Origin of the sequence: Pseudomonas sp. 02C 26, assembly GCF_002843585.1 — a bacterium.
Classification (GTDB): domain Bacteria; phylum Pseudomonadota; class Gammaproteobacteria; order Pseudomonadales; family Pseudomonadaceae; genus Aquipseudomonas; species Aquipseudomonas shirazensis.
On record NZ_CP025262.1, the window covers coordinates 3,683,345 to 3,709,025 of the forward strand.

Sequence of the window (25,681 nt, forward strand, 5' to 3'; positions counted from 1 at the left end):
TACTCAGTACAGATTCGGCTCCATCTCCAGTTCCACGCCAAACCTGGCGAAGATATCAGCCTGAATTTTCTGCGCCAGCGCATGCAACTGCGCTCCCGAGGCCTGGCCATAATTGACCAGTACCAACGACTGCAACCGATGCACGCCGGCATCGCCATCGCGATAGCCCTTCCACCCTGCCTGCTCGATCAACCAGCCCGCCGCCAGCTTCAGCTGGCCATCGGCCTGGGGATAAGCCACCACACCCGGATAGCGAGCGCGAAGCTGCTCGCCGAGCACGGCGCTGACCAGCGGATTCTTGAAGAAGCTGCCAGCATTACCCAGTTCGAGCGGGTCAGGCAGTTTCTCGCGACGAATGCTGCAGATCGCATCGCTGATTGCCTGCGCGGTCGGCTCGACGATGCCCTGCTCGTGCAGACGCTGACGCACTGGGCCGTAGTCCAGGTGCGCATGCAAGCTGCGACTCAGGGCAAAGCGCACGCGCAGGATCAACCAGCGGCCGGGATTGCGCTTGAACAGGCTGTCGCGGTAACCAAACCCGCACTCCTCAAGGGAAAAATCCTTGAGCTCGCCTGTTTCACGGTCGAGTGCGGTCAAGCCGGCAAACACGTCTTTGATCTCGACGCCATACGCGCCGACGTTCTGCATCGGCGCGGCACCGACGGTGCCGGGAATCAGGCTGAGGTTTTCCAACCCGCTGCAACCCTGCGCCAGGCTCCACTGCACAAACTCATGCCAGGGTTCACCGGCTTCGGCCTCGACCACCACACGATCGCCCTCCTCACTCAGCAGCCGCCGGCCACGGCTGGCCATATGCAGCACCAGCGCGTCGATGTCACCGGTCAACAGCAGGTTGCTGCCACCGCCGATGACCAGCACCGGGAGCTCAAGACGGGCCGCTTCGAGCAATGCCGCCCGCACCTCGGCGTCGCTGTGCGCCTGGGCGAAATAGCGGGCCTTGACGTCAATACCAAAGGTGTTGAAAGGCTTGAGCGATACCTGCTGTTGCCAGGTGGCAGTCATAGCCGCCCCCTGATTTCATTGACCAACTGCTCGCACGCCAGCTCGATCAGGTCCAACACCTGCTCGAAACCGGCCGCGCCGCCGTAATACGGGTCGGGGACTTCATCCAACGCGCCGTCATAGCGACGCAGGAACAGATCCAGCTCGCCCTTGGACGCCGGCGGGCGTATGGCCTTGAGGTCGGCGAGGTTGCTGGCATCCATGGCCAGCACCAGATCGTACTCGGCAAAATGGCCGGCCTTGACCTGCTGGGCACGTTGCGCCGACAGGTCATAGCCGCGCGCCAGCGCTGCCTTGCAGGTGCGCGCGTCCGGCGCCTTGCCCACGTGCCAGTCACCCGTACCGGCCGATGCCACTTCTACCTGGTCGGCCAGCCCGGCGCGTTGCAACTGATGGCGCAACACCCCTTCTGCGGTGGGCGAGCGGCAAATATTGCCCAGGCACACAAACAGGACGCGCATCAGGCCTCCAACAAGCGCCGAACGCGCTCCAGGTCTTCTGGGGTATCAACGCCCACGGCGGGAGCCTCGAGCGCATCTTCAACGTGAATACGCACGCCATGCCACAGCGCTCGCAGCTGTTCCAGTGCTTCGGTCTGCTCGAGCCAGCACGGGCCCCAGCTGACGAAGTCCTGAAGAAAACCAACTCGGTAGGCATACATGCCGATATGGCGGCGATAAGGCACTGCCGGCGGCAACTGCTCGCGGTTCACGGCAAACGCATCGCGGGCCCACGGCAACGGTGCACGGCTGAAGCTCAGGGCCAGGCCATTCTTGTCGCTGACTACCTTGACCGCGTTGGGATTGAACACCGTCTGCGGCTCATGGATCGGCTCAGCCAGGGTGGCGATGCCGGCTTCTGGGTGCGCAGCAAGGTTGGCCGCGACCTGGTCGATGATTACCGGCGGGATCAATGGCTCGTCGCCCTGCACGTTGACGACGATGGCATCACTGGCCAAACCCAGCTGGGCGGCAACTTCTGCCAGGCGATCAGTGCCTGACTCATGGTCAGCGCGGGTCAGCAATACCTCGGCACCAAATGCCTGACAGGCGGCAACGATGCTGGCGTCATCGGTGGCGATCACCACCCGGCTGGCGCTGCTTTTGCGCGCCTGTTCCCAGACGTGCTGGACCATCGGCTTGCCAGCGATCAACAGCAGCGGCTTGCCCGGCAGGCGCGTGGAGCGCAGCCGGGCGGGGATGACCACAGTGAAGTCCAGGCTCATTTGTCCAGACGCTCGTCGTCGGTCAAGGTGCGTGCTTCGCTTTCCAGCATGACCGGGATGCCATCGCGCACCGGGTAGGCCAGGCCTGCGCCTTTGCTGATCAGCTCGGTCTTGTCGGCGCTGAGCTTGAGCGGGCCTTTGGTGATCGGGCAAGCCAGGATATCAAGCAGTTTGGTGTCCATGAGTGCGTCCTTGGGGCCAAGCGGCCGGAAAAATTGAACAGGGTCAGGGCTGCTGCGCAGGCAGCAGACGCTCAAGCTGGGCGTCGAACCAGGTACTGAAGGCCGGCGACGGTTGCGCCTCGACCGTCAGGTACCACCAGTCGTCAGCGGCAAAGGCACGGCATTTCACCGCATCTTTTTCGGTCATCACCAGCGGCAGCGTCGGGCTGAACGTCAGCGCTTCGGCGCTGAACTGCGCGTGGTCGGCAAACGGGTGCGGCACCGGCTGCCAGTTTAGCTGCAGCAGGGTGTTGAAGAAACGTTGTGGATTACCAATGCCAGCCACCGCATGCACGGCCTGGCCAGGGCTGAAATGGTCAAGCCCACGGCGTTCGTCACTGCGCAGGTTGACCAGCGCCGAAGGCTTGAGTTGAAAGGCGAAGCCGTCTTCGCGGTCGCTGCTGGCACCGTTGTAGAGCAGCGCGTCGACCTCGTCGAGGCGCTCGACCGGCTCGCGCAGTGGCCCTGCGGGCAGGCATCGGCGATTGCCCAAGCCCCGTGCGGCATCGATCAGCACCAGCTCAAGGTCACGCGCCAGGCGGTAATGCTGCATGCCGTCGTCGCAGAGGATCAGGTCGAGGGGTTCGCTGGCAAGCAGCCCGCGTACGGCCGCCGAACGGTCGGGATCGATCATCAGCGGCACACCGGTGCGCTGAACGATCAACAACGGCTCGTCGCCGGCCTGCTCGGCGCTGTGCTCCGCCGCCACCCGCCAGGGCAGCGAAGGCGGCTTGGCACCGTAACCGCGGCTGACCACACCGACGCGCAAGCCCCGCTTGCGGCAGTGTTCGATCAGCCAGAGGATCATCGGCGTCTTGCCGGTGCCGCCAACGGTAATGTTGCCGACCACAATGACCGGCACCGGCGCGCGGTAAGCGGCGCTTGCACCACTGATGAAGCGCGCACGCTTGCGCAGCACGACGCGACGGTACAACAGCTCCAGCGGCCGCAAAAAGGCCAGCGCCGGGTGGCCGTTGTACCAGGCAGCGAGCAAGCGCTCGGTGAAAGCCATCAGGGCGTCCCCGCTGCAGCCTCGACCGTGGTCATGCGCAGCTGGCTGAAACCAAGCTTGCCCGCCGCGTCCATGGCCGTCACCACCGACTGATGCGGGGTCTTGCCATCTGCGCTGATCGACAACGGCAGCTTGGTATCACCGCCAGATTCCTGCTGCAGCGCTTCGACCAGAGTGGCCAGGTCGCTTTTCGGCAGCAGGTGGTTGTTCACCGAGTACACCCCGTCGGCACTGATGGTGATATCCACCCGCTTGCCCTCGTCGGCCTCGGCCGGCGCGCCTGTAGAGGCCTCCGGCAGTTCGACCCGCAGCTGGTTTTCGCGGGTGAAGGTGGTGGTGACGACGAAGAACAGCAGCAGCACGAACACCACGTCGATCAACGACGCCAGGTTGATGTCGACGTTCTCCCGCGCACGGTTGCGCCGAAACTTCACGCCTTGACTCCTGCCACTTCCACTTCGCGATCACCTTGCACGACTTCGACCAGCTTGATCGCCTCTTGCTCCATACCGACCACCAACTCGTCGATGCGGCGCAGCAGGAAGCGGTGGAAGAACACCGCCGGGATACCGACCATCAGGCCTGCAGCCGTGGTCACCAGGGCTTTGGAGATGCCACCGGCGAGCACCGAAGCGTTGGCGGTCATCTGCGACCCCATGAACGCGCTGAAGATGTCGATCATGCCCAGCACGGTACCGAGCAGACCCAGCAGCGGTGCCATCGCAGCGATGGTGCCGAGCGTGCTGATATAGCGTTCGAGCTCGTGAATAACCCGCGAGGCGGCTTCTTCAATGCACTCTTTCATGATTTCGCGGCCATGGCGCGAATTGGCCAGGCCGGCAGCGAGGATCTCGCCCAGCGGCGAGTCAGCGCGCAGGCTCTTGAGCTTGTCACTGGTGAGCTGCTTGTCCTTGATCCACATCCACACCTGACCCAGCAGGTGCGGCGGGGTTACGCGACTGGCACGCAGGGTCCACAGGCGTTCGACGACGATAGCCATGGCGACGATGGAGCTCAGAATGATCGGCAGCATCATCCAACCACCGGACTTTACCAATTCCCACACAGTAATCATCCCCTCGAAAAAGGCCGCCACTCTACCATAGGATCGCCCTCGGCTGAGTTGCCGGAGGTCGCAACAATGCGCGTGCCGGGGTCATTCTTTGTCACGCCAGAACCTGCGCTGGGCACGCTGCCCGGCAACCTGGGATTGAGCGCCCAGGCGCAAGCTCAAGGCGCCCTCTATGGCGGTGTCGTGAATCGCCAGCCCATGGCGCTGGTAGCGTTCCAGCACCTGCGCATGCGGATGGCCGAAACCGTTGTGCGCACCGCGGGAAATCAATACGCCGCGCGGCCTGGTGGCAGCAATGAAGGCCTCGGTGGAGGAGCTGCGACTGCCGTGGTGCGGCGACTGCAGCCAGTCGATGCGTTTGCCTTCATGCGCCGCCAGCCAGGCCCGTTCGGCGCTGGCTTCAATGTCGCCGGCCAACAGCAGACGCTCGCCCTGCGCCTCGACCAGCAATACGCAGGAGCGGTCATTGCTCGAGCGCCCCTGCGGCCAATGCCAGAGTGAAAAGTCGACCCCGTCCCACTGCCAGCCCTGCCCCGTCTCGCAGCTTTGTGCCTGGAAGGCCTGCTCCGACTCACCGGCCACAACGCGCCCGACCGACAGGCCGCGCTGCACGGCCGCTGCGCCGCCGGCATGGTCGGCATGGGCATGGCTGATCAGCAGCACATCCAGTCGATCGACGCCCAGTTTACGCAAAGTAGGCAGCACTACACTTTCGCCCAGATCGCTCTCGCCGCGCGCTGGGCCAGCATCGTAGAGCAGGCTGTGGTTGCGCGTGCGCAAAAGGATCGCCAGGCCTTGGCCGACGTCCAGCTGCAGCACCTCGACCTGCCCCTGCGGCAACGACTTGCCAGGCACCCACAGCGCCAGCAGCATCAGCGCGCCCAGGCCACGCATGGGTACGCCACGGGGCAGCAACACGTTCAACGCGCCACTGAGCACCAGCAACCAGGCCAGTAGCGGCAACTGCCGGGCAATCCATGCCGGCTGCCACTGAGCCACCACCGTCAGCACGTCGAACAACCCAGCCAGCGCTGCGCCGGCCAGCCATAGCAGCAGTTCGCCAAACCCCGCCAGCGGCAGCAACAAGGTGCCCAGCAACGCCAACGGCAGCACCACGAAGCTGATCCAGGGCACCGCGAGCAGATTAGCCAACGGCGCGCTCAGACTGATCGGTAGGCCCAGCGCCAGCATCGCCGGCAACAAGCCGATGGCGATCACCCACTGCGCACGCGTCCACGCTTGCCAAGGCCGCCAACCGCCTAGGCGCTGGGCAAAGCAGCAGATCAGCACTGCCACCGCGCCGAACGACAACCAGAATCCGGGCAGCAAACTGGCCAACGGCTCAACTAGCAGCACACCACACAGCGCCATCAACAGTGGTACAAAGGCGCTCACTTGGCGAAAGCGCAGGCGCCAGAGCAGCACCACCGCCAGCATCAGACAGGCCCGCTGCACAGGCACGCCAAACCCGGCCAGCCAGCCGTAGCCCAGCGCGGCCGTCATGGCCAGCCCGCACGCCCACGGCAGCCATGGCCAGCGCCGCGGCCAGCCTCCGTAACGTGCCAGCCCCGCCACCAGGCCGTAGACCAACCCTGCGACCAACCCAATGTGTTGGCCTGAGATGACCAACAAGTGCACCGTGCCGGTCGCCTGCAGCGTTTGCCAGTCTTGCCTGGCCAGCCCCGAGCCATCGCCCAGTACCAGCGCCGCCAACGTCGCTTCGCGGCCCCAGGCATCCACTGCCAGCAGGCGCTGGCGCAAATTGTCGCGCCAGCCGCCGGCCACCGGCTCCAGCAACGCTCCCGCCTTGACCGTGCCAGTGGCGCCGATGCGCCGGGCCAACAGCGTCGCCTCGCGGTCCGGCCCATGTGGATTGAGCAGGCCGCGCGGGCGTTTCAGGGTCACGGCCAGGCGCCAGCGCTCTCCGGCACGAATCTCTGGGCCGTTGAACCAGCTCAGTTGCAAGCGCCCGGGCAATTCGGCGCGGCGCGAAGCGGGTTCATCCAGCTCGAAGCGCACACCGTGGGCCGATACCGCTGGCAGGCCGACCACGCGCCCCTCAAGCCATAGCGTGCGGCCGTCAAGTGAATGCGCCAGACGATCATCCAGCGCCTGCTGCGCCGACCAGCACGCCCAGCAAAAGCCCAGCAGCAAGCAGCCCAGCGGCCAGACTCGCGTAGCCAGGCAGCCAAGCGCAGCCAGCAGCATCACCACCAGCCAGCCGACCGTCGGCAGAACGGGTAGAAAGCCCAGGCACAACAGCCCGAGCGCAAGCGCCAACATCCCTGTGCGCATAAGGTAGAGCTCCGCAAGCAAGACAGCCTGCAGAGGAATAGCGTATTTAAGGGTCAGTCTTGCTCAACAATTGTCACAAACTCTGAACAAGCCATTCCGGGAATCAAGGCATACTTGCCCGATCACTGCCCCGGGAGCCCCCATGCCGCGCCGCCTGTTCAAACGGTACATGCCGGATCCGACCAGCATTCGGGAACACAAGTCCTTACGCTTTTTCGGCAAGCTGCTGCACGACCCCAACCTCTGGCACCTGAACCGCCATTCAGTGGCACGGGCCATGGGCGTGGGCCTGTTTGCCGCATTGATCCCGATGCCGATGCAGATGCTGCTGGCCGCCAGCCTGGCGATCCCGCTGCGGGGCAACCTGCCGATCGCGGTCAGCCTGGTCTGGCTGACCAACCCGCTGACCATGCCGCCGGTGTTCTTCGTCACCTACATGACCGGCGCCTGGCTGTTGCAGACGCCACCACGCAGCCTGCCCGACGACCTCACCTTCGAGTGGATCACCGACCAGCTGGCTACCGTGTGGCAGCCATTTTTGCTCGGCTCAGTGGTGTGCGGCGTGGTTCTGGGCATCGCCGCCTACTTCATCACCATGAGCTACTGGCGCTGGTGGGTCGGCCGCCAGTGGCGCCGCCGCAAGCAACGTACGTCATGCACGCATGCCGCGGCCGCTGACCAGCAGGCGAATGCACAGGGCATACAGCACAGCCGTGGCCACCAGCATGAAGGTGATCGCAGTACCGATACTGATATCCGAAACCCCTAGGATGCCGTAGCGGAACGAGTTGACCATGTGCAGAACCGGGTTCGCCAGCGACACCACCTGCCAGAACGGCGGCAGCAGGCTGATCGAGTAGAACACCCCGCCCAGGTAGGTCAGCGGGGTCAGCACGAAGGTCGGGATGATCGAAATATCATCGAAGTTGCGCGCAAACACTGCGTTGACGAAGCCCAGCAGCGAGAAGATGGTTGCGGTCAACAGCACTACCACCACGGTCACGCCCAGGTGATGCACCTGCAGGTGGGTGAAGAACATCGACAGGATGGTCACGATCACCCCTACCGCCAACCCACGCAGCACGCCGCCGAGCACATAGCCGATAAGAATGGTGTGGGGCGACACCGGCGACACCATCAGCTCCTCGATCGAGCGTTGGAACTTGCTGCCGAAGAAGCTCGAGACCACGTTGCCATAGGAGTTGGTGATCACCGACATCATGATCAGCCCAGGCACGATGTACTCCATGTAGGTGAAGCCACCCATGTCGCCAATCTGCCGACCGATCAGGTTACCGAAGATGACGAAGTACAACACCATGGTGATGGCCGGCGGCAGCAGCGTCTGCGGCCAGATCCGCAAGAAGCGACGCACTTCGCGGTAAACGATGGTATTCAGGGCGACCCAGTTGGTGCGCAGTTCCACACTCATACGGCCACCTTCGACAGGTTTTTCTCTACCAGTGACACGAACAACTCCTCAAGCCGGTTGGTCTTGTTGCGCAGGCTCTGCACCTCGATGTTCTGCAAGGCCAGCTGGCCGAACAGCGCGGTGATGCCGATATCCTTGTCGACCTGCACTTCCAGCGTATGCGGGGTGATCAGCCGGCACGGGTAGCCGTGCAGGGTTGGCACCGTGGTCAGGTCCTGCTTCAAGTCCAGCACGAAAGTCTCGACATGCAGCGTGCCGAGCAGTTTGCGCATGCTGGTGTTTTCGACAATGGTGCCGTGGTCGATGATGCCGATGTTGCGGCACAGCTGTTCGGCCTCTTCCAGATAATGCGTGGTCAGAATGATGGTGATGCCTTTCTCGTTGAGCTCGGTGAGAAAGCTCCACATCGACCGACGCAGCTCGATATCGACGCCCGCGGTTGGCTCGTCGAGGATCAACAGGCGCGGCTCGTGAATCAGTGCACGGGCGATCATCAGCCGGCGCTTCATGCCGCCAGACAATGAGCGTGATGGCACGTCGCGCTTGTCCCACAGGCCCAACTGGGTCAGGTACTGCTCGGCGCGTTCCTTGGCCAGCTTGGGCGGGATGCCGTAGTAGCCAGCCTGGGTGACGACGATATCGAAGGTCTTTTCAAACTGGTTGAAGTTGAATTCCTGCGGCACCACGCCCAGGCAACGCTTCAGCGCGGCAGGCTCGCGGTCGAGGTCATGGCCAAAGACATTGACGCTGCCGCTGGTCTTGTTGACCAGGGTCGAGAGAATGCCGATGGTGGTGGATTTGCCGGCGCCGTTGGGGCCGAGCAAGGCGAAGAAGTCACCTTCGGCGACATCCAGATCAATACCCTTGAGGGCCTGGAAGCCGTTGCCGTAGGTTTTGGTCAGCTGTCGGATGGACAGAGCAGAACTCATAGCGGGTCACGTACCATTCTAGGAGGTTCAGGACACGCCAGATAAGGTCACTGGCGCAGTGAGTGCGGCCCATGGTGCAAGCCAGGGCCACACAAGTACAGTCATGTGCATTGATAGTGACTATCGAAAGCGCACAGGTGTTCGATCAGGTCAGCGCGGTCATTACCGCCGCTTGATAGGCCGGCCGCGCCTTGAGGCGCTCATACCAGGCTTGCAGATGGGGCAAATCAGGGCGCTCGATGGGCATCTCGAACCAGGCGTAGGCGAAACAGCCCAGGGGAATGTCACCCATGCCGATCTGCTCGCCGGACAAGTACGGTTGCCTGGCCAAGGTCTCATCGGCGATCGTCAGCAGGTTGCCACAGGTCTTTAGCGCGGCGTTGATCGCCACCCAGTCGCGTTGCTCCTCGGGGGTGCGCAGGATGCCCCAGAACAGCGGCCGGAACGGCGTGGCCAGGGAAGAAGTGGTCCAGTCCATCCATTTGTCCGCCAGGGCGCGCTGGCGTGGATCATCCAGATACCAGCCCTGCTCGCGGCCGTACTGCGCGCAGAGGTAGCGCACGATGGTGTTGGATTCCCACAGGGTCAGGTCGTCGTCTTCGACCATCGGCACCAGGCCGTTGGGGTTGCGCGCACGGTAGTGCGGCTCATTGACCAGACCAAAAGCGCCGCCGGCATCGATCGCTTCGAAATCCAGGCCGAGTTCGTGGGCAGCCCACAATACCTTGCGCACGTTGCTCGAGTTCTTGCGACCCCAGATCTTCAGCATGACGACGTCCTTATGAATGCAGAACCTGGAGTCTACTCCAGCGGCCCCCCAGGAAACATGCCCTGACAACACCCGGCGAACTCTTGGCGCCACGACCGGTCACTGAACAGACGAGGCCGTCTATGCTGCTGGGGTCGGCTCAAGCCCAACTTCCAAGGAGGAAGGATTATGTTGCTGTTGTGGTTGCTGGTCCTGGTGATCGGCACGGCGTACCTCACCCACCGGCGTCTGCCACCGTTGCAGATTCTCGCCATCGTTGCCGCCTATACCCTGCTGATGGGCATTTTCAGCAAGGCTCCCGGCTGGCTGCTGGCGCTCATCTGGCTGGTGCTGGCGGCGAAGACCGCCCTGCTGGTGCTCCACGATTGGCGCCGCAAGATCTTTACCGGGCCGGTGTTCAAGTGGTTCCAGCGCACCCTGCCGCCGATGTCGCAAACCGAGCGCGAGGCGATCGAGGCCGGCACCGTCTGGTGGGATGGCCAGCTGTTCAGCGGCCGTCCTGACTGGCATACCCTGCTCGACTACCCCGCGCCGAAACTCACCGAAGAAGAGCAAGCGTTCATCGACGGCCCCGCCGACGAGCTCTGCGCGATGGTCAGTGATTGGCAGATCGGCCAGGACCTGGACCTGCCCCCCGAAGCCTGGGCATACATCAAACAACACGGTTTCTTCGCCCTGATCATCCCCAAGGAATATGGCGGCAAGGGCTTCAGCGCCTACGCCCACTCCCAGGTCGCGATGAAACTGGCCACCCGCAGCGGTGACCTTGCCTCGACCGTGATGGTGCCCAACTCGCTCGGACCGGCCGAACTGCTGCTGCACTACGGCACAGACGAACAACGCAATCACTACCTGCCGCGCCTGGCCCGCGGCGACGATATCCCGTGCTTCGCCCTCACCGGCCCGCTGGCCGGCTCCGACGCCGGCGCCATGCCTGACACCGGCATCATCTGCAAAGGCCAGTGGCAAGGCGAGGAAGTCCTCGGCCTGCGCCTGAACTGGGAAAAGCGCTACATCACCCTCGGCCCGGTCGCCACCCTGCTCGGCCTGGCCTTCAAGGCCTACGACCCCGAGCACCTGCTGGGCGAGGAAGAGGAACTGGGTATCAGCCTGGCGCTGATCCCCACCGACACCCCCGGCGTGGAAATCGGCCAGCGCCACCTGCCGCTGGGGGCAGCGTTCATGAACGGGCCGAACAGCGGCAAAGACGTGTTCATCCCGCTGGACTTCCTCATCGGCGGCCAGGCCATGCTTGGCAAAGGCTGGATGATGCTGATGAACTGCCTGTCGGTCGGCCGCTCGATCTCCCTGCCGGCGGTCGGCACCGGCGCCGCAAAGTACACCAGCCTGGTCACCGGCCAGTACGCCAACATCCGCGAGCAGTTCAACGTACCCCTGGCCGCCTTTGAAGGCATCCAGGAATCGCTGGCGCGCATCGGCGGCAATGCCTGGCTGATGGACAGCGCGCGCCTGCTCACCGCCAAGGCGGTCGACCTGGGCGAGAAGCCCTCGGTGCTGTCGGCGATTCTCAAGTACCACCTGACCGAGCGCGGCCGTGAGTGCATCCAGCACGCCATGGACGTGCACGGCGGCAAGGGCATCATCATGGGCCCGAACAACTACCTGGGCCGCAACTGGCAAGGCGCGCCGATCTTCATCACCGTCGAAGGCGCCAACATTCTTTCGCGTAACTTGATGATCTTCGGCCAAGGCGCCATCCGCTGCCATCCGTTCGTGCTCAAGGAAATGGCTGCGGCCGGGCTCGAAGACCGTGAGCAGGGGCTGAGGACGTTCGATGATCTGCTGCTCAAGCACATCTCGTTCGCCGTCAGCAACGCGGCCAGCACCTTTATCCTGGGCATTGGCCTGGGGCGCTTCGAGCGGGCACCGGGTGACGCCTTGAGCCAGGGCTACTTCCGCGCCTTGAACCGCCAGGCCGCGGCCTTTGCGCTGCTCGCCGATCTGTCGATGATGCTGCTCGGCGGCGCGCTCAAGCGCCGCGAACGGCTCAGTGCCCGCCTGGGCGACGTGCTCAGCTACCTCTACCTGTCCTCGGCGGCGCTCAAGCGCTACCACGACCTGGGTTCGCCCGAGCACATGCAACCGCTGCTGCGCTGGGCCATGGAAGAAAGCCTCGGCCAGGCGGAAAAAGCCCTGGATCGCCTGCTGGACAACTTCCCCAACCGCTTCATCGGCTGCGCCCTGCGGGTGCTGGTATTCCCCACCGGCCGCTGCCATACCGGACCGAGCGACGAACTGGATGCGCAGGTCGCCGAACTGATCGGTCGCGGCAAAGGCGACCCGGCGCTCGAGGAATTGCTGGCGGGCTGCTACAGGCCCAATGCCGCCGACGACCCGGTGGGCGCACTGCAGCGCGCCAGCGACCTGCTCGATGAGGTCGCCCCGCTGCAACGAACGCTGCACCAGGCCCTCAAGGACGGCACCGTGCGACCCGCGCCCGGCGAGTCGGCCATCGATGCGGCGGTGAACGCAGGGGTACTGCAGCCGCAGGACGGGCAACGCCTGCTCGATGCGCAACAAGCCCGTCGACAGGTGATCGATGTGGACGCGTTCGAACCCGAGCAGCTGGCGCTGACCGAGGGCCAGATTCGCTGACGGCGTGCCAGCCCGGGACCGGCGATCGGTCCCGGGCTGGCGCTACAGGCGCCTCAACCGTTGGTCAGTTCAACGAAGCGAGCGGCGTCCAGCGTCGGTACAGGCAGGACAATCGACGCCCAATAGTGGAACTGCGCCTGATCCTGAGTATCTTCTGCCAATAGCACAGTGAAGGGGGATGGGTCGCTCGGATGTGGCGTAAACACCCCCGCTGCAGACATGCTGCCATTACCACTGATGACGGTCCATCGGACCTGGGCATCAGGCACCTCGACCACCCCCCCCCAAGTCTCATAAAACACCTTCAGCTTGACCTTGTTGTTGGCCAACTGCGCCTTGATGTAATGGGACTCTGTGGTGTGCAACGCAACGAAGGTGGACGTTGCACTTTGACCGCCCGCTGTTGCCTTGATGACATCCGCGCTGATCAGCGTACCGGCGTCGGATCGGCGCGCTACAGGATGCTTGGTCTTATTATTGGCCTCGAGCACGAAGGCCGGCGAGGGTGCATTGGGCGGGTAATAGAACATCTGCCCCTGTTCGTTTACCAAGCGGCCGAGAGCTCGACCCTCAAAGCTCCACTGCACGCTCGGCGCGCCAGGGGGCAAGCTCAGGGCCTGTTTTGGATCACCTGCGCCAACCAACCGAAGCCGAGGCGTAATGGACAGCGGTGGTGCAGCGAGTGCCTGACTGTGGTCTGGGCCCGCCACGCTGCTGACGTCATACATGGCCCAATACATCAACAGTTCAGGTATCAATTGCCCGGCGGTGAATTGCAGGGAAGCCGGCGGCGTGCAGAAGTTGGCAAGCCAGGCCCTATCAACAGGTGGCAGCCCGGTTAATACCTCGGGAAAAAGAGTGCTGAGGAACGATAAAACGGCCGCATCCCCTGCACGTGCAGGCGCAGGCGCTGGCGTTTCATCAACCGCGGCATGTTCTCCCGATAACGAAGACAACACCAGGTCCATACTGTCGTTGCGTATCGTGTAACTGCCTTTGATGTCGTGCAGCAGCGGACTGACTGGCGGAAGTACCTCATACAGATTGACCCGAGCCGCTGTTTTATAAAACTCGCTCAGCGCTGCCCAATTGTAATCACCGCCCGAGTTTTCGAACGTGGCCTGACCCGACCACTGCAGTCGAACGTCCCGCCCCTCGAGCGTCTTGTAACGCAAGTAGCCATTGGCCAGCGGTACCTTGACGGTGAATGTCGTCTCCGCACCCGGCAAGACTTCCAGGATTTCATGAACCCGTCGCACGGCACGCCCCAATTCCGCGCGAAAGGTAAACTGCGAGTCCTTTACAACGGGCAGGGTCAGGCTGATGGAATGATCGCCGTAGTGCACGCGTGGAACACCCACAGCGAGGGTGCCCACCCGCCACACATTACCCTCGACAATCCGGTCGTACTGTATCTGCTCACTGATGCGCTGCGCATCACGCTGAGCATAAGCCGACCAGGAGGCATTGACGACCTGCTGGGCAAAGACACCGATAAGCAGCGTTGGCGGGTCGACAGACAGCGTTTTCAAGGAACTGTCGGGCGTCGTGGGTTGCGTGCGGCGTGGCGTAGTATCAGGCATGGCAAAACTCCTTGTTCTTCAGGTCGCCCATATCAACATTGCGTCACCACCCCGCCAACTGACAGTCCTTGCAGTAGACAACCCACTCATTGGCAGAACACCCTGTCTGTCGCCCGCCCACATTGAGACGGGGGCGATAGCCGTTGGCGCGCATTCGGGACAGGAGGTCGGCCCTGAGCGTATAATTGCGCATTTTCTACGTACTCGAGTTGTTAACATGGCCCACTCCTATCTGGCACACCACCTGCAGCTTCTGCAGCACCTGCGTACCATCCTGGTGGCGCTCGGCGAAGCCGAACAGGTTCCCGAAGAAAGCCACGCGTTGTTCCTCGAGCGTTTCGACGAACTGCTGGAGCGTCTGCCGACCGATCCACTGGAAAGCCAATACCTCGGCCAGGACCTGATCTGTCAGGTCATCCAGCGCTATCCGCAGATCGCCCACCTGGTGCCCCGTGACCTGCTGTGGTTCTTCGGTGGCGACTGCCTGCACTTCATGCCGGACGACGAGCTCGAGCTGTACCAGCAACTGGAAGAAATGCGCTACGACGCCGAACAGCAAGGCGAAGCGTTCGATTGGCATCAACACAAAGAAATGCTGATGCTGTCCAATCGAGGATCCGCGCACTGAACACTGCGGTCTGCCATATCAGGGGCGGCGCGTCAGGCTGACGTGTGCCCCGCCTCTGCGCCCCTTGCGGCGCCCCCATCTGATAATCCACAGGCGCGGGTTAATTAGCCCTACATCCTGCCTGTCGCGTCCCCTTTAATCTGCTCGTCGCTCACATCCACCTAGCGCCGCTCCATCAGCGAGCCTGCTGGGCCTGCCACACATACGAACAGATTCAAGGAACTACCCATGAAAAAGACGTTACTCATGCTTGCCCTGGGAATGGCGAGCAGCACCGTGTTCGCAGCACCCGAAACCGGCCAGATCAACTTCTACGGTACCGTTTACGGCGGTGGCACCTGCCCCATCGAGGTGGTCAACCCGGGCGGCAGCGTCATCCCCCGTGTATCGCTGGGTAACTTCACCACCGGCTACTTTGGCGCGAGCGGCACTGCCACCCCAGACGTGGCATTTGCCTTGCGCGTGACGCCGACCGCCACGTGCGTCATCGCTCCTGGTACCAAAACCAAGGTGACCTTCACGCCATTGCACGGCGTGGTCGGCACCAACCTGTACGGCATTCGCGGTGGCGGCGCCACGGGACTGGGCCTCACGATCAAGGACCGGACCCGCGCCAAGCTCAACCCCGGTGCGGCATCCCCCGATTACGACCTGTACCAGTCGCAGCCTACCGACTTGATGTTCTATGCGGCGTATGAGTCTCACGCCGCCAGCGTCGGCGAAGGTCTGGCCGAGGCGGAAGTTTCGTTCCTGGTGAGCCTGCCTTAACACGCACTCCAGGTGCTGGCACCTGGAGTCGATTTCTTTACGCTCGGTCAAACACCATGCAGCCTTTGCCCCGCTCACTGATTACCCTGAGCAGCTGCCTGCTGCTGCTCAGCGCCAGCATGCCTAGCGCGTATGCCGCGCTCACCATAAGCCACACGCGAATCGTCCATGAGAGCGCCAAGCGGAGCTCTTCGGTGATTGTCGCAAACCCTTCGAAAACGTCGTACGCCGCACAGGCCTGGGTCAATACCGAGGCCGACGATGCGACCACTGCCGTCCCCCTGATTGCCTCGCCCAGCCTGTTCCGCATCGACCCTGACAATGAACAGACGGTGCAGATCAACGCCCTGCCCAACGACCTGCCGCAAGACCGTGAATCGCTGTTCTATTTCAACCTGCAGGAAATTCCGCAAGCGACGGACACTGGGCAAAACGTCCTCAACATCGCCCTGCGCACACGCATCAAGCTGTTCTACCGGCCCAGCCACCTCAAAGGCCGCCCGGAAGATCGACTCAAGGACCTGGTCTGGTCGGTACAACGGATCGACGGTAAACCGCACCTGGTGGTCGACAACCCCTCGCCCTACCACTTCACTTTCAACCAGCTGGTCATCAGCGGCGCCGGCGTCCGTGAAACCATCACCGCCCACGACATGGCCTTGCCATTGGCCCGCCAGACCTATGCGTTGAAGCAGGTATCGGTCACCAACGGCCTGCAGGTCAGCTTCACCACGATCAATGACTACAGCGGCATCACTGCCGAACGTTCCAGCCCGGTGGGCGTGCAGTGATTCAGCGTCGTTAGCGGCTGGCCGGTAACCACCCGGCCGCAGCTCACAGCAAAAAAAAAGGCCTGTGCATGCACAGGCCTTTGTTCATTCGAGGCAATCCAAAGGCCGCTGTGCCTGCACATGCCAGGTCACAGCGCGCCCGTCACTCAAAGCGTTTGTTGCATCGCCAACCGATCCAACGGGTCGTAGCCGTAAAGGGCGATGGTTGAACGGTCCTCGCCCTTGACGCTGTGCAAGCGCCCCAAGGCATCGTACTGCAGCTCGCGCCCTTCTTCGTCCAGCACCAGGTTGCCATCCAGGTCGTAGTCGAGCACGATCCGGCGCGGCGTTTCCTCAAGCCCGCGGACCTCGATACCGGTCAACTGCGCAGGATCGAGCGCATTGTCGAACTGATAGCGGGCGTCAATGGTGCCCCCCTCGAAGCGCGTGCGCACGCGGGTGATGTTGTCCAGGGCGTCCAGATCGAACCGCTGGATCTGGATTTTCTTGCCGTAGGGGTCCACCGGCACGTACGCGTCTTCACCCTCACACTCGTAATGGGTCAATCGGCCTCGCTCGTCGTAGTTGTACGTTTCCTCGCGAAGCCGTTGCCCGCCCTCGCTGAGCGTCTTGTTGACGATCGCATCGACCGCATCGTAGGTCTGCGCCAATACCTGCTGCGCATCGCCAAAATCAAAGTGGCGAGCGGTCTCACGCTCGAAGTCGTCATAGTCCAGGGTGATCTGCACGCTGCGAACAGCCTCATCGGCGTCACGCGTCCGGGTGGTGATCGACGTGTTGCGGCCCAGTGCGTCATAGCTGAAGGTGCTGGTCAGCGTGCCCAGGCTGGTCTGCTCGAGTTGGCCCAGCGGATTGTAGCTATAGGACTGGACCTGCCCGAGCACATCGGTGTAACTCAACAGGCGACCGGCCAGGCTGTGTACATAAGCCATCTCGTAGCGGGTGCCCTCCTGCACACGCGCCTCCGACCGCACCTGGCCGGTGCTGAAGTAGGTACGCGAGAGTTCCTCGCCCTGCTCCTTGCAATACAGCAGCCGCGCATTGTGCTTGTCGTAGTCGTATCGCGCCTCGACCCCGGAGCCAATCACCGCCCGCTGCAAGGGTTCCTCACCCAACTGCGGCAGGTACTCATAGCGGATGACCTGGCCACTGGGGGTGACCACCGACTCCGGCTGGCGCATGCCATCGGCGTACTGCAGCACCCGCCGACGGCCACCGGTGATGGTCTCGACCATGCGATCGAGGCCGTCGAACACCTGTTCACCCAGCACACTCTGGGTGGCACCGTCAACATGCCGCACCTTGATCAGCACCGGCAGGTCTTCATCGCTGTGCTCGGCATACTCGCGCAGCACCTGCGCGCCATCGGCCAGGGTATGCGTGTGCAGGCGGTCGAACTCGTCGTAAGCGAAGGCGGTCTGCGCACCACGGCCGTCGATTTCTCGCGCCGTCCGGCCCAGGCCGTCATAGAAGTACTGGTGCAGGCTCTCGCGCGCATCGTCACAGCACAGACGTTCGACGCGTACCGGCTTGTCGAACAGATTGTTCCAGGTGACGGTCTTGCCAGTGCGCACACGGCCATCCGCCGACTCACGCCACTGGGTGAGGATCGGCCCGTTCGATTCTGGCGTGCCGATCGGATCGACCTGCTCGTGGTTACGCACGCCGTCGGGGCCGATCACACAGCTGCGCTGGCCCCAGCCGTCGTATTCGAAGCGGGTGCGCAGCGGCAGGTCGTCCAACGCCAGCCACTCGTGCTCGATCTCTTCACACAGATTACCGAGGGCATCGTAGCGGGCACTGTAGCTCAGCCGCGGCGCTTCCTGGGCCAGCCGGGTCGTCGCGTAGTCAGGGTCCTGGCGCATCTGCCGGACCACCCGGTTGAGGCCGTCGACGTAGCTCCAGGTAGTGACGCCCTTGACGTCCGTCATGACCTGCACCGCCTGGTTGCCCGTGGCCGACAAATAGTAGCTGTAGGCGCGCGCGGCCTTGAACGCTTCCTCGTTCGGCGAGACGGTTTCGCGCACTACACGCCTGAGCGGGTCGTACTCGTAGGCGATCTGCACCTGATTGTCGTCATAGTTGAGCAGCGGCTCACCGATCAGCACCGAGTGTTGCAGGGTGGTGACTTTTTGCGTGTTATCGAAGCCCGTCAGGGTAGCCACCGTCTCCACCACCGGGTGCCGGTCGACCACGCGCTGGGCGTAGCGGTAGTCGGTACGGGTGCGCTTGCCGCCCAGGGTGCGCACCTCGCTCAAGCGCCGACCATGCAGCAGCGGATCGGCCAGGGCGGCCGCGTACTCGACCTGGGTGCGGCTGAGGACAGTGCCGTCACTCACACGCACCAGCACTTCGCTGTTCTGCAACAGCTCGCCCTTGGCCTGAGCATCGAGGGCGGCCAGCGCGATGTAGGTGTAATCGCGGCGCAGGGCCTCGGCCTGGCCCTCACCGTCGGCGGCCGGCAGCTGGACCTGCGACTTGAGCGTGCGCACAAAGCCTTCCGGATCGCGCGGGCAGCCCTGGCTTTGCGTGGCCGGGTAATAGCTGTAGTGGGTTTGCAGCCCGTTGGCCTGGACCTCGCGGATGAGGTTGCCGTGGGTGTCGTAGTCGGTGGCGGTCACTTCACTGCGGCGAGCCTGGGGGTTGCCTTGCAAGCGCCACTCGGTGGTCACCGTCTGGGGCAACTGGAAATGTTCAGGCTGGTCGGCGAACGGCAGATCGCTGAGCTCGTGATAGGTGGTTGTCGCCGTTTCGATGCAGCCTTGCTGGGTGGTGACCTGGGCGGTGAGCAAGTGGAAACGGTTGAACTCGCGGGTGATCGTGCGCAGCGCGGCGCCGTCCTGGTAGTGACTGGCCGTCGAGCTGTAGACGAAGCGTGAGCCGGTAAACTTGTACAGGTTGTCCAGACCATCGTTATCCCAGCTCACCCCGGTGCCATTGCCGAGGAAGTTGTTGCTGCTGAACGCGTAGTGCGTCTCGACGTCCGGCTGCCCGGCGCCCGGGCTGATGACATGGCGCCGCACGTACGGCACTGTGCGCCCCTGGCCGCCGGGCAAGGCATGGCCGTCATCCTTGTACTCGATCACTTCGCGGGCACCGACCGGGGTCTGCATGGCGGTCAGGCAGCGCAGCTCACCCACTCGACGATAGGTGAAGGCCCAGCATGCCTGGTCAGCGGTCGGCAATACGACCTTACCCAGCTCATCACCCGAACGTTCGAGGGTGTAGCGCGCAAAGGCTTCAGTGCCGGGATTGAGGTCGATCTTCACCTGCGCATTGCCGCTGTAATCGATCGCCAGCAGGGTGCGCGGGCGGCCGTCGAGCAGCGTGTCATCGGTGATCGTTTCGAGGCAAGGCGCGCCGTTTACCACGCGGTAGCTCAGGCTGATGCCGTGGCCGCTGGCGGCCAGCACGCGCACTGGCAGCGCCACCGTGTAATCCGGTGCCTGCGGTTCGAGCACCTCGATCAGGCCGGACTTGTGGGCGATGCGCACACGCTTGTGCGCACCCTCGCTGACATTCTCGAAGTGAAAGCTGTCGATCTTGCGTTCAGGGATCACTGCCGTCTGGCCAGGCCCATTGTCGGCCACCTTGAAGCTTTCGCCGGTGTGCAGGCCGAGCATGCCGGTGGTGACGTCGAACTGGGTCAGGTTGAAGCTCCAGCCGACGCCGAAGCCGCTGTCCTGAATGTTCAAGGGGTTGTAGCGCAGGCTCAGTGGCAGGTTGGGCCCACTGAGGTGGTTGGCCGGCAGCTCGGGCAGTGCGATGGCCAGGGAATAGAACCCGGTGCGCGGGTCGACACTGCCCTGCACGAAGCTGAGGAAGTTGAAGGCGTTGGAATGAATCAGGGTTTGCGTCGTCATAGGATCGTTTTCGTTCTGATAGCGATGGAAAGTCGCCCCACGAAGGGGCGACCCACACTTACTGAAGGTCCAGTGTCAGGGTGTTGCGACTGTCTGCTCCGGCACCGAAGGTGACCTTGAGCCGATGCGCAATGCCGAAGTTGTCGATCAGGGTGAACGACAGCGGCGTGTCCAGGACTTTGCGGTAATTGGTGCCTGCGGTGTCATACCAGTAGGCGAGGTTCGGTACCCGATCCAGAGTCAATAGCAGGCTGCCTTCAGCGACGTCTTCCTGGCCCTTGAAGCCATAGTCGAGTTCCTTGAAAGCCACTTGCCGTTCTTGCGCCAACAGCTGCAACTCGGCCTGGTATTCGATACCTGTCGATGTCGGCACTGCGCCCCGGTAGCGGCGCGGTTTGAAGGCGTAGCCGGTGTACGTGCAATACGACTCCTTGAGCAGTTCGCTTTCCCAGCGGATCATCGACGCTTTATCGAATCTGACACTGGTGAATTGCGTGTCCCTTGCGCTGATCACCCAGTAATCGGTGGTGTAGTGCCAGTAGTTGAAGGTATCCAGTGGCTGGCCGTGATCAAAGCCCATGCGACGGGCCACGCGCTTGGGCGCGATCGCGTAGTTGCCAAGGTTCGGTGGCGGTACCACCACCCCTTCGAGCTGCACGACGCCCTTGGTTTCGTCCTTGAGCTCGGAGTAATGCCAGGCATTGGCATGATCCTGGAACTTGGCCTTGAACTTGCGAACCTCTGCCTCCAAGCAATGCACGTAGACCGTGACGATGCGTCGGGCATCAGCCGGCGCCAGCTGCGGTGCCGGCGCGGCCTGGGCGCTGCGGTTGGCGGTTGGCAGGTAGTCGAAGCGATTGCGCACCTTGCTCACCGCCCAGTGCTTGCCGTCGCCGGGCTTATCCGGGTCAAGCCCTTCGCGCCCGGGCAGCAGGTAATCGACTTCAGTGCCGTCCTCATGCAGGATCACCAACGTCGACAGCTCCAGGTCGCTGACCGGGTCCCAGGCCGTACCGTCATCGTCCTCGAACGAGTTGGTTTCAAGCAGGATATCGATGCCCACCTGCTGCAACCCATTGGCCAGCACCCGGTTACGGTTGGCGTTATTGAGCGAAACCTCGAACCTGTTCAGGGTTTTCCAGCGCGCGCGCAGGCTGGCCATTTGTTGCGGGCTGTTACGCTGGTGTTCGATCACTGCAAAGCCGGCGTGCATACCGGCGATGCCGGCGACCACGCTGACCTCGCCCGCGCCGCTCTCAGGCGCCGTGTACTCACCGGTCGCTCGGTCGATTTCGCCGGCACCGAACAGTACCCAGTCATCAGCGGGGAAGTCGGCCAGGGCGAACGTCTGAACACCACTGGCGGGCATGGTGCTCACATGGAAGGGTTCGACGTTCAACACTGGCGTGTAGTTGAGAATCGCCACGGTCGCATAACCGCTGTCCGCGCCACGGGTGACCTTGATCCGCTGCAGCACGACCTGCGCCGCACCGGTCTGATCCTTGGGCACGAACTGCGCCGTACCCGGGTTTGCCGGGTCGGGCTGCAGGCTGCCGTGCGCTGCGCCCTCCAGCTCCCAGCGCAGGCCGTCACTCTGCGACGCGCTCAGGCTGACCGGGCCATCGCCCTTGCCCCACAGCACCACCCTCGGCGAGATCGCCAGGGACTCGCTGGACTCGACCAGCAACGCCGTACGCGGCTTGCTGTCGGCGGCATCGGCCACGTGTGCGGTGACCACCACCACTTGCTGATCGCTGACGAAATCTTCGCGCGCAGATGCGGTATAGCGGCCTTGACTGATCGCACCGCACGCACGTGGATGGACGAGGTTGCGCGCCGACCATGCGCTGGCGGGTGTTCCGTTCAGCTTGTAACTGACCTGCCGTGAGGCCGCGACACTGCTCAGGGCGGGTTGCAGATCACTGCTTTGCGCAGTGGCCTCGAGGTCACCGAACAGAATCATGTCGTGCGGCAGGTGCTCTTCGCTCATGCGCACCTGATAAGCCTGGGGTAGCAGCATGCGCGTCAGGGTATTGCTGGCCTTCTGGCCCAACAGCGGCGCACGAAACTTGTCGACCAGCAGGGCGGCATTGTAGTTGCCGCCACCGGCATCCTTCGCCGGCAGCAGGTACGGCAGCGCCGAAGGGACGTCACCTGCGGCGGCACTACCGCGCATCTGCAGGAGCAGCAGCACGGCACCATCGTCTGCCGGTGACGCGCCGCTGCCAGCGCCTTGTGGTGCTTTCTGCGCGACTACATTGAAATCGGCCACCGAGGTTGCGTCATAGCCGAGCATGTCGAGGGTCATCACCGGCAGTATCCACTCGGGGCGTTGCTCACCGAGTTGCTGCTGGATGAAGTTACCCATTGCGCGCCTGGCGATATCGCTCATCCCCAGGTTGCAGGTGGGCTCAGTGGCAGCCCCCAGGTCCAGGATCAACTGGCTCTGGCCGGACGCTTCCAGCGGGACCACGTGCAGCACCGCCTGCATTTCCAAGTGATAGCCCATGCCCTGCAGCAAGCGATGGCTGCGGCGCAGCCAGTCGGGGGCGCCTGGATGCTGGCCGATCGCGTAGCAGGTACCGGCGATCAGCTCCATGCTGACTGTGACCTGCGCCGTTTTCCCGCTGGCATGCTTGAACGACAGCTGAGGCGGGCCGAGCATGAGGTTGTCGAAGACGACCTTCTCGGTGCGGTTTTCCATGAAGTACTCGCCGCTGATCGGCAAGGTGAAATCCTGGGTCGCGAACGCATCGACGAATTGCGCTTCAAGCAACTGATTGAAGCGATCACGTCCCAGCGCAAGAATCGCGCCCCAACCATGCAGGGCATCGCCCTTTTTCAGCTCATCGAGCAGGGTTTGTTTAGCGTTGCCAGTCATGATCAGCCCTTCCTTTGAGTGCTGTGCGCGTGCACATGCTCGACCAATTCGGTGTAGGCCTGGTCATATGGCATCGGCAAGATGGTGTAGCTCCAGACAAGGGCCGGAGAAGTCTTGTCAACCGCGGCAACGATGATGTAGTCACCCTCGGCACCTGGCGTGTAGATCCCTGTTTCAGCCAGGGTGCCCTCACCCTTGACCAGGAACCACAGGGTATTTTCAGGTGGCACCTCCACCAAGCCGCCGCCCCAGCTCTGCCCCCACAAGCCCAGTTTGAGCGTATTGCCCGGTTGCGCAGTGGCCTTGAGTTCGGCGGTGGTGGGCATCCAGGGCAGGACGACATCCATGGTCTCGGTTTGTGCACCCGCACTCACCTTGACCGTATCCAGCTGCATCAGGTAGTCGATCGTGCCGATAGCGCCTTGTTGTCTGGTCGGCGCGACATAGATCCGCACCTCCTGGTCCACTGGGATGTCCAGGTCCGAGTCTTCAGCGCCCGGCGTGCGCAAGGTGCCTTTGGCCCCGGGTGCCATCGACCAGGTCAACGGGGCGCCCAGGCTTCCGCCGGTCACCACATAGCGGGACGGTTTCGCAGGCGCCTCGCTGGAGAATTGGCCACTGAGCAGGAAGGGGAAGACCGACACGCTGCGGGGAACGACGGTCACCAACGCGCGGCTGAGCTGGTCGCCGACCTTGGCGGTAACGATGACCCGCTTCGACGTACCGGTGATCGTTTCGCTGGCCGGCGCGCTATACACACCATTGACGATCGTGCCCTTGTCGCCGGTCTCCCCTGGCAGGTGGTCGACAGTCCAGGTCACCGTGCCCGAAGGGCGTGGCGTCAGCTGGAAGGTTTGGCTGGTGCCCGCAGAGAGCGCGGCGTTCAGCGGGTCGAGGGCGAATGCAGTGAGCTTGGGTGCCAAGGTGCCCAGCAGTGACAGGTCACCAGGGACCTGGAGGCTCTCCGGCTCGGCAGCCTGCTCGCTGCGAAACAGCAGGCCGTTCAAGCGCAGGACGTCCAGCGAGACCCCGGCGGCATCTACGGCAGCGGTAAAGGTATCGAACTTCGCGACGATCTGGTTCAGCAGCTTGGGGGCAGTATCACGGCGAATGTAATTCTGGAAGGGGCCGACATTCCAGTTGGTATCGTCCACCTGCTTGATGTCCACAGTGGACGTGACCGCGTCACCCTTGAAAATGACACTGCCTTTGCGCGCACCACTGGTCTGCAGTTCCGATACGAACTTTTTGGTGCAAGTAAAGGTAAACTCAGCCTTTCGGTCCTCTGCCACGACCCACGCATTGGCATATTTGAATCGGGCTGAGAAGGTGCCAACCGCCTTGGCGTGCCACGAGAAAACAATGTTGTTGTCTTCCAAACGGAAACTCAGCACGCTACGGCTCAGATCCAGAGCGAAGGCATCATAGGCCTGCCATGTCACCCAGTTATCGCCATCGAAGTCATCGCGGTCGGCCGGGAACGCGACATTGGCTGAGCCGAACTCAACCCCTACATTGAAACCATTCTCCACCACATAGGTCGGCACGGTCTCAGTAAAGCCAGGCACACTTCTGAGCCACTTCACCAGTACCTGCTGGGTCCAGCTCGCATTGCTCAAGAGCACGTTCATGGTGTACGGCGCATGACCACTGTTCGGCGCAGGCTCGGGCAGCAAGTACGGCATGTCCTGGTCACGGGTAGGAAAATCGCCACCCTTCGCGCCGTTGAAGGCGACACCGATCACCACTGCGCCCTCTTCTTGCTCAGCCCGATCGGTGCTGGCTACAGATTGCCCGGCGTTGGCCAAGGAATGGGTGCGTACCGCAAACGAGGTGGGGTTGAGCTCACCCTCGACCGGCTTCAGCGTGTTCAGCTCCCACACCCGCTCCTCGATCGGTAGCGCGGCAAAGCTCTGCTGAATAGCGGTGCCGACCTTTTCGTTCAAGTCTTTCCAGCTCGACACTTCGAAGGTGTAGCCCGAACCCTCGGAGAGGTCCAGGGTCACCCGTCCCTGATCGGTGATAGTGCCGTTGTTACTTTGGTTGAGGTTGATATTCATGCGCACGGCCGGAGCGTTCAGCGGGTCGAGCCGCGATATCCCCACCAGTTCGATCTGCTCACTGCCGGTCTTTCTGCGCAACTGTTTGAGTTTGCCACCCTGCATAGGCATGCTCAAACGGGCCGCCGAACTGCTGATGCTCGAATTGACGAAGGACAGGCTCGGCTTATCCATTGTCAAGTCGGAAACATCGGTCCAGCTGCCGCCTTCGGTTTCCACTCGCACGCTGATCGGTTTCAACCAACGGCTGTCGTCAAAGCGTTCGATATGTTCCTGCGCCAACAGCATGTTGGTTTTGAAACGGTCATACACCAACAGCGCACCCCAGCCTTTGGTGCGGGGTTCACGTTTCAAGTAAGTCAAATAATTTGCGAATGTAAGCTTGGCCATCAGGGTCTTTCTCCTAACCTATAGAGTCGTCATGAACAATTCTGCGAATTGCATGGAATTGCAGGCGATATGAATCGCCAGATAAACCTGGAGTCGATTTGGATTGTTTGTTATCAGTGTCTT

At 62.7% G+C, this 25,681-nt stretch carries 20 protein-coding genes; 5 read left to right on the forward strand and 15 right to left on the reverse strand.

The genetic code is table 11. The annotated features are described in order from the left end of the window. Window positions 1–3: 3 nt before the first annotated feature. The 8 genes from murB to CXQ80_RS16855 form a co-directional block, all read right to left on the reverse strand. Window positions 4–1,023, reverse strand: a complete 1,020-nt coding sequence (gene murB / locus CXQ80_RS16820) for a UDP-N-acetylmuramate dehydrogenase (RefSeq protein WP_101321502.1) — start codon at window positions 1,021–1,023, stop codon at window positions 4–6. Next, window positions 1,020–1,484 (reverse strand): low molecular weight protein-tyrosine-phosphatase, encoded by a 465-nt coding sequence (locus tag CXQ80_RS16825; protein WP_101321504.1) that lies wholly within the window; start codon window positions 1,482–1,484, stop codon window positions 1,020–1,022. Before CXQ80_RS16825 ends, murB begins: the two co-directional genes overlap by 4 nt. Then, window positions 1,484–2,248 carry a 3-deoxy-manno-octulosonate cytidylyltransferase gene (gene kdsB / locus CXQ80_RS16830; protein WP_101321506.1) on the reverse strand — a complete coding sequence of 255 codons (765 nt, stop codon included), beginning with the start codon at window positions 2,246–2,248 and terminating at the stop codon, window positions 1,484–1,486. The genes CXQ80_RS16825 and kdsB overlap by 1 nt, the downstream gene beginning before the upstream one ends. Further along, window positions 2,245–2,430: a Trm112 family protein gene (locus CXQ80_RS16835; RefSeq protein WP_028633616.1), complete on the reverse strand. Its 186-nt coding sequence runs from the start codon at window positions 2,428–2,430 to the stop codon at window positions 2,245–2,247. The genes kdsB and CXQ80_RS16835 overlap by 4 nt, the downstream gene beginning before the upstream one ends. A 43-nt stretch (window positions 2,431–2,473) precedes the next feature. Then, window positions 2,474–3,481, reverse strand: a complete 1,008-nt coding sequence (lpxK, locus tag CXQ80_RS16840; protein WP_101321508.1) for a tetraacyldisaccharide 4'-kinase — start codon at window positions 3,479–3,481, stop codon at window positions 2,474–2,476. Next, window positions 3,481–3,915, reverse strand: coding sequence for a biopolymer transporter ExbD (locus CXQ80_RS16845; protein ID WP_060481531.1), 435 nt, complete (start codon window positions 3,913–3,915; stop codon window positions 3,481–3,483). The genes lpxK and CXQ80_RS16845 overlap by 1 nt, the downstream gene beginning before the upstream one ends. After that, on the reverse strand, window positions 3,912–4,547 hold the full coding sequence (locus tag CXQ80_RS16850) for a MotA/TolQ/ExbB proton channel family protein (protein WP_060481604.1): 636 nt from the start codon (window positions 4,545–4,547) through the stop codon (window positions 3,912–3,914). The genes CXQ80_RS16845 and CXQ80_RS16850 overlap by 4 nt, the downstream gene beginning before the upstream one ends. Before the next feature lie 90 nt (window positions 4,548–4,637). Further along, on the reverse strand, window positions 4,638–6,848 hold the full coding sequence (locus CXQ80_RS16855; RefSeq protein WP_101321510.1) for a DNA internalization-related competence protein ComEC/Rec2: 2,211 nt from the start codon (window positions 6,846–6,848) through the stop codon (window positions 4,638–4,640). 142 nt (window positions 6,849–6,990) lie between these two features. Between CXQ80_RS16855 and CXQ80_RS16860 the strand changes: the two genes are divergently transcribed. Then, window positions 6,991–7,617, forward strand: coding sequence for a DUF2062 domain-containing protein (locus tag CXQ80_RS16860; RefSeq protein ID WP_150570139.1), 627 nt, complete (start codon window positions 6,991–6,993; stop codon window positions 7,615–7,617). Here the strand turns inward: CXQ80_RS16860 and CXQ80_RS16865 are convergent. The 3 genes from CXQ80_RS16865 to CXQ80_RS16875 all read right to left on the reverse strand — a co-directional run bounded on the left by CXQ80_RS16865 (window position 7,501) and on the right by CXQ80_RS16875 (window position 9,978). After that, window positions 7,501–8,280 (reverse strand): ABC transporter permease, encoded by a 780-nt coding sequence (locus CXQ80_RS16865; RefSeq protein ID WP_101321513.1) that lies wholly within the window; start codon window positions 8,278–8,280, stop codon window positions 7,501–7,503. The two genes, CXQ80_RS16860 and CXQ80_RS16865, sit on opposite strands and share 117 nt — an antisense overlap. After that, window positions 8,277–9,209 (reverse strand): ABC transporter ATP-binding protein, encoded by a 933-nt coding sequence (locus tag CXQ80_RS16870; protein WP_060481534.1) that lies wholly within the window; start codon window positions 9,207–9,209, stop codon window positions 8,277–8,279. The genes CXQ80_RS16865 and CXQ80_RS16870 overlap by 4 nt, the downstream gene beginning before the upstream one ends. Window positions 9,210–9,354: 145 nt before the next feature. Next, on the reverse strand, window positions 9,355–9,978 hold the full coding sequence (locus CXQ80_RS16875; protein ID WP_101321515.1) for a glutathione S-transferase: 624 nt from the start codon (window positions 9,976–9,978) through the stop codon (window positions 9,355–9,357). 168 nt (window positions 9,979–10,146) lie between these two features. Here CXQ80_RS16875 and CXQ80_RS16880 point away from each other — a divergent pair, with 168 nt between their 5' ends. Then, entirely contained in the window at window positions 10,147–12,594 is a 2,448-nt protein-coding gene (locus CXQ80_RS16880) for an acyl-CoA dehydrogenase (RefSeq protein ID WP_101321517.1), read from the forward strand. A 53-nt stretch (window positions 12,595–12,647) separates the two neighbouring features. Here the strand turns inward: CXQ80_RS16880 and CXQ80_RS16885 are convergent, their stop codons facing one another. Next, on the reverse strand, window positions 12,648–14,177 hold the full coding sequence (locus CXQ80_RS16885) for a hypothetical protein (RefSeq protein WP_101321519.1): 1,530 nt from the start codon (window positions 14,175–14,177) through the stop codon (window positions 12,648–12,650). Window positions 14,178–14,394: 217 nt separating this feature from the next. Here CXQ80_RS16885 and CXQ80_RS16890 point away from each other — a divergent pair, with 217 nt between their 5' ends. The 3 genes from CXQ80_RS16890 (at window position 14,395) to CXQ80_RS16900 (ending at window position 16,364) form a co-directional block, all read left to right on the forward strand. Continuing rightward, window positions 14,395–14,805 carry a PA2817 family protein gene (locus tag CXQ80_RS16890; RefSeq protein WP_101321521.1) on the forward strand — a complete coding sequence of 137 codons (411 nt, stop codon included), beginning with the start codon at window positions 14,395–14,397 and terminating at the stop codon, window positions 14,803–14,805. A gap of 228 nt (window positions 14,806–15,033) precedes the next feature. Beyond that, window positions 15,034–15,573 carry a fimbrial protein gene (locus CXQ80_RS16895; RefSeq protein WP_101321523.1) on the forward strand — a complete coding sequence of 180 codons (540 nt, stop codon included), beginning with the start codon at window positions 15,034–15,036 and terminating at the stop codon, window positions 15,571–15,573. Between the two features lie 119 nt (window positions 15,574–15,692). After that, window positions 15,693–16,364: a molecular chaperone gene (locus tag CXQ80_RS16900; protein ID WP_371918943.1), complete on the forward strand. Its 672-nt coding sequence runs from the start codon at window positions 15,693–15,695 to the stop codon at window positions 16,362–16,364. 146 nt (window positions 16,365–16,510) lie between these two features. On the opposite strand, the gene CXQ80_RS16905 is transcribed toward CXQ80_RS16900, so the two are convergent. The 3 genes from CXQ80_RS16905 to CXQ80_RS16915 are packed head-to-tail and all read right to left on the reverse strand — an operon-like array spanning window position 16,511 to window position 25,558. Further along, a complete protein-coding gene (locus CXQ80_RS16905; RefSeq protein ID WP_101321527.1) occupies window positions 16,511–20,227 on the reverse strand; it encodes an RHS repeat protein in 3,717 nt (1,238 codons plus the stop codon). A 58-nt stretch (window positions 20,228–20,285) separates the two neighbouring features. After that, window positions 20,286–23,108 carry a hypothetical protein gene (locus tag CXQ80_RS16910; RefSeq protein ID WP_101321529.1) on the reverse strand — a complete coding sequence of 941 codons (2,823 nt, stop codon included), beginning with the start codon at window positions 23,106–23,108 and terminating at the stop codon, window positions 20,286–20,288. A 2-nt stretch (window positions 23,109–23,110) separates the two neighbouring features. Continuing rightward, window positions 23,111–25,558, reverse strand: coding sequence for a hypothetical protein (locus tag CXQ80_RS16915; protein ID WP_101321531.1), 2,448 nt, complete (start codon window positions 25,556–25,558; stop codon window positions 23,111–23,113). Window positions 25,559–25,681 lie beyond the last annotated feature (123 nt).

Bases quoted from the DNA above. Each gene is read 5' to 3' on its own strand.
- murB (WP_101321502.1), bottom strand. From the start codon at position 1,023: ATGACTGCCACCTGGCAACAGCAGGTATCGCTCAAGCCTTTCAACACC.
- CXQ80_RS16825 (WP_101321504.1), bottom strand. From the start codon at position 1,484: ATGCGCGTCCTGTTTGTGTGCCTGGGCAATATTTGCCGCTCGCCCACC.
- kdsB (WP_101321506.1), bottom strand. From the start codon at position 2,248: ATGAGCCTGGACTTCACTGTGGTCATCCCCGCCCGGCTGCGCTCCACG.
- CXQ80_RS16835 (WP_028633616.1), bottom strand. From the start codon at position 2,430: ATGGACACCAAACTGCTTGATATCCTGGCTTGCCCGATCACCAAAGGC.
- lpxK (WP_101321508.1), bottom strand. From the start codon at position 3,481: ATGGCTTTCACCGAGCGCTTGCTCGCTGCCTGGTACAACGGCCACCCG.
- CXQ80_RS16855 (WP_101321510.1), bottom strand. From the start codon at position 6,848: ATGCGCACAGGGATGTTGGCGCTTGCGCTCGGGCTGTTGTGCCTGGGC.
- CXQ80_RS16860 (WP_150570139.1), top strand. From the start codon at position 6,991: ATGCCGCGCCGCCTGTTCAAACGGTACATGCCGGATCCGACCAGCATT.
- CXQ80_RS16865 (WP_101321513.1), bottom strand. From the start codon at position 8,280: ATGAGTGTGGAACTGCGCACCAACTGGGTCGCCCTGAATACCATCGTT.
- CXQ80_RS16870 (WP_060481534.1), bottom strand. From the start codon at position 9,209: ATGAGTTCTGCTCTGTCCATCCGACAGCTGACCAAAACCTACGGCAAC.
- CXQ80_RS16875 (WP_101321515.1), bottom strand. From the start codon at position 9,978: ATGCTGAAGATCTGGGGTCGCAAGAACTCGAGCAACGTGCGCAAGGTA.
- CXQ80_RS16880 (WP_101321517.1), top strand. From the start codon at position 10,147: ATGTTGCTGTTGTGGTTGCTGGTCCTGGTGATCGGCACGGCGTACCTC.
- CXQ80_RS16885 (WP_101321519.1), bottom strand. From the start codon at position 14,177: ATGCCTGATACTACGCCACGCCGCACGCAACCCACGACGCCCGACAGT.
- CXQ80_RS16890 (WP_101321521.1), top strand. From the start codon at position 14,395: ATGGCCCACTCCTATCTGGCACACCACCTGCAGCTTCTGCAGCACCTG.
- CXQ80_RS16895 (WP_101321523.1), top strand. From the start codon at position 15,034: ATGAAAAAGACGTTACTCATGCTTGCCCTGGGAATGGCGAGCAGCACC.
- CXQ80_RS16900 (WP_371918943.1), top strand. From the start codon at position 15,693: ATGCCTAGCGCGTATGCCGCGCTCACCATAAGCCACACGCGAATCGTC.
- CXQ80_RS16905 (WP_101321527.1), bottom strand. From the start codon at position 20,227: ATGACGACGCAAACCCTGATTCATTCCAACGCCTTCAACTTCCTCAGC.
- CXQ80_RS16910 (WP_101321529.1), bottom strand. From the start codon at position 23,108: ATGACTGGCAACGCTAAACAAACCCTGCTCGATGAGCTGAAAAAGGGC.
- CXQ80_RS16915 (WP_101321531.1), bottom strand. From the start codon at position 25,558: ATGGCCAAGCTTACATTCGCAAATTATTTGACTTACTTGAAACGTGAA.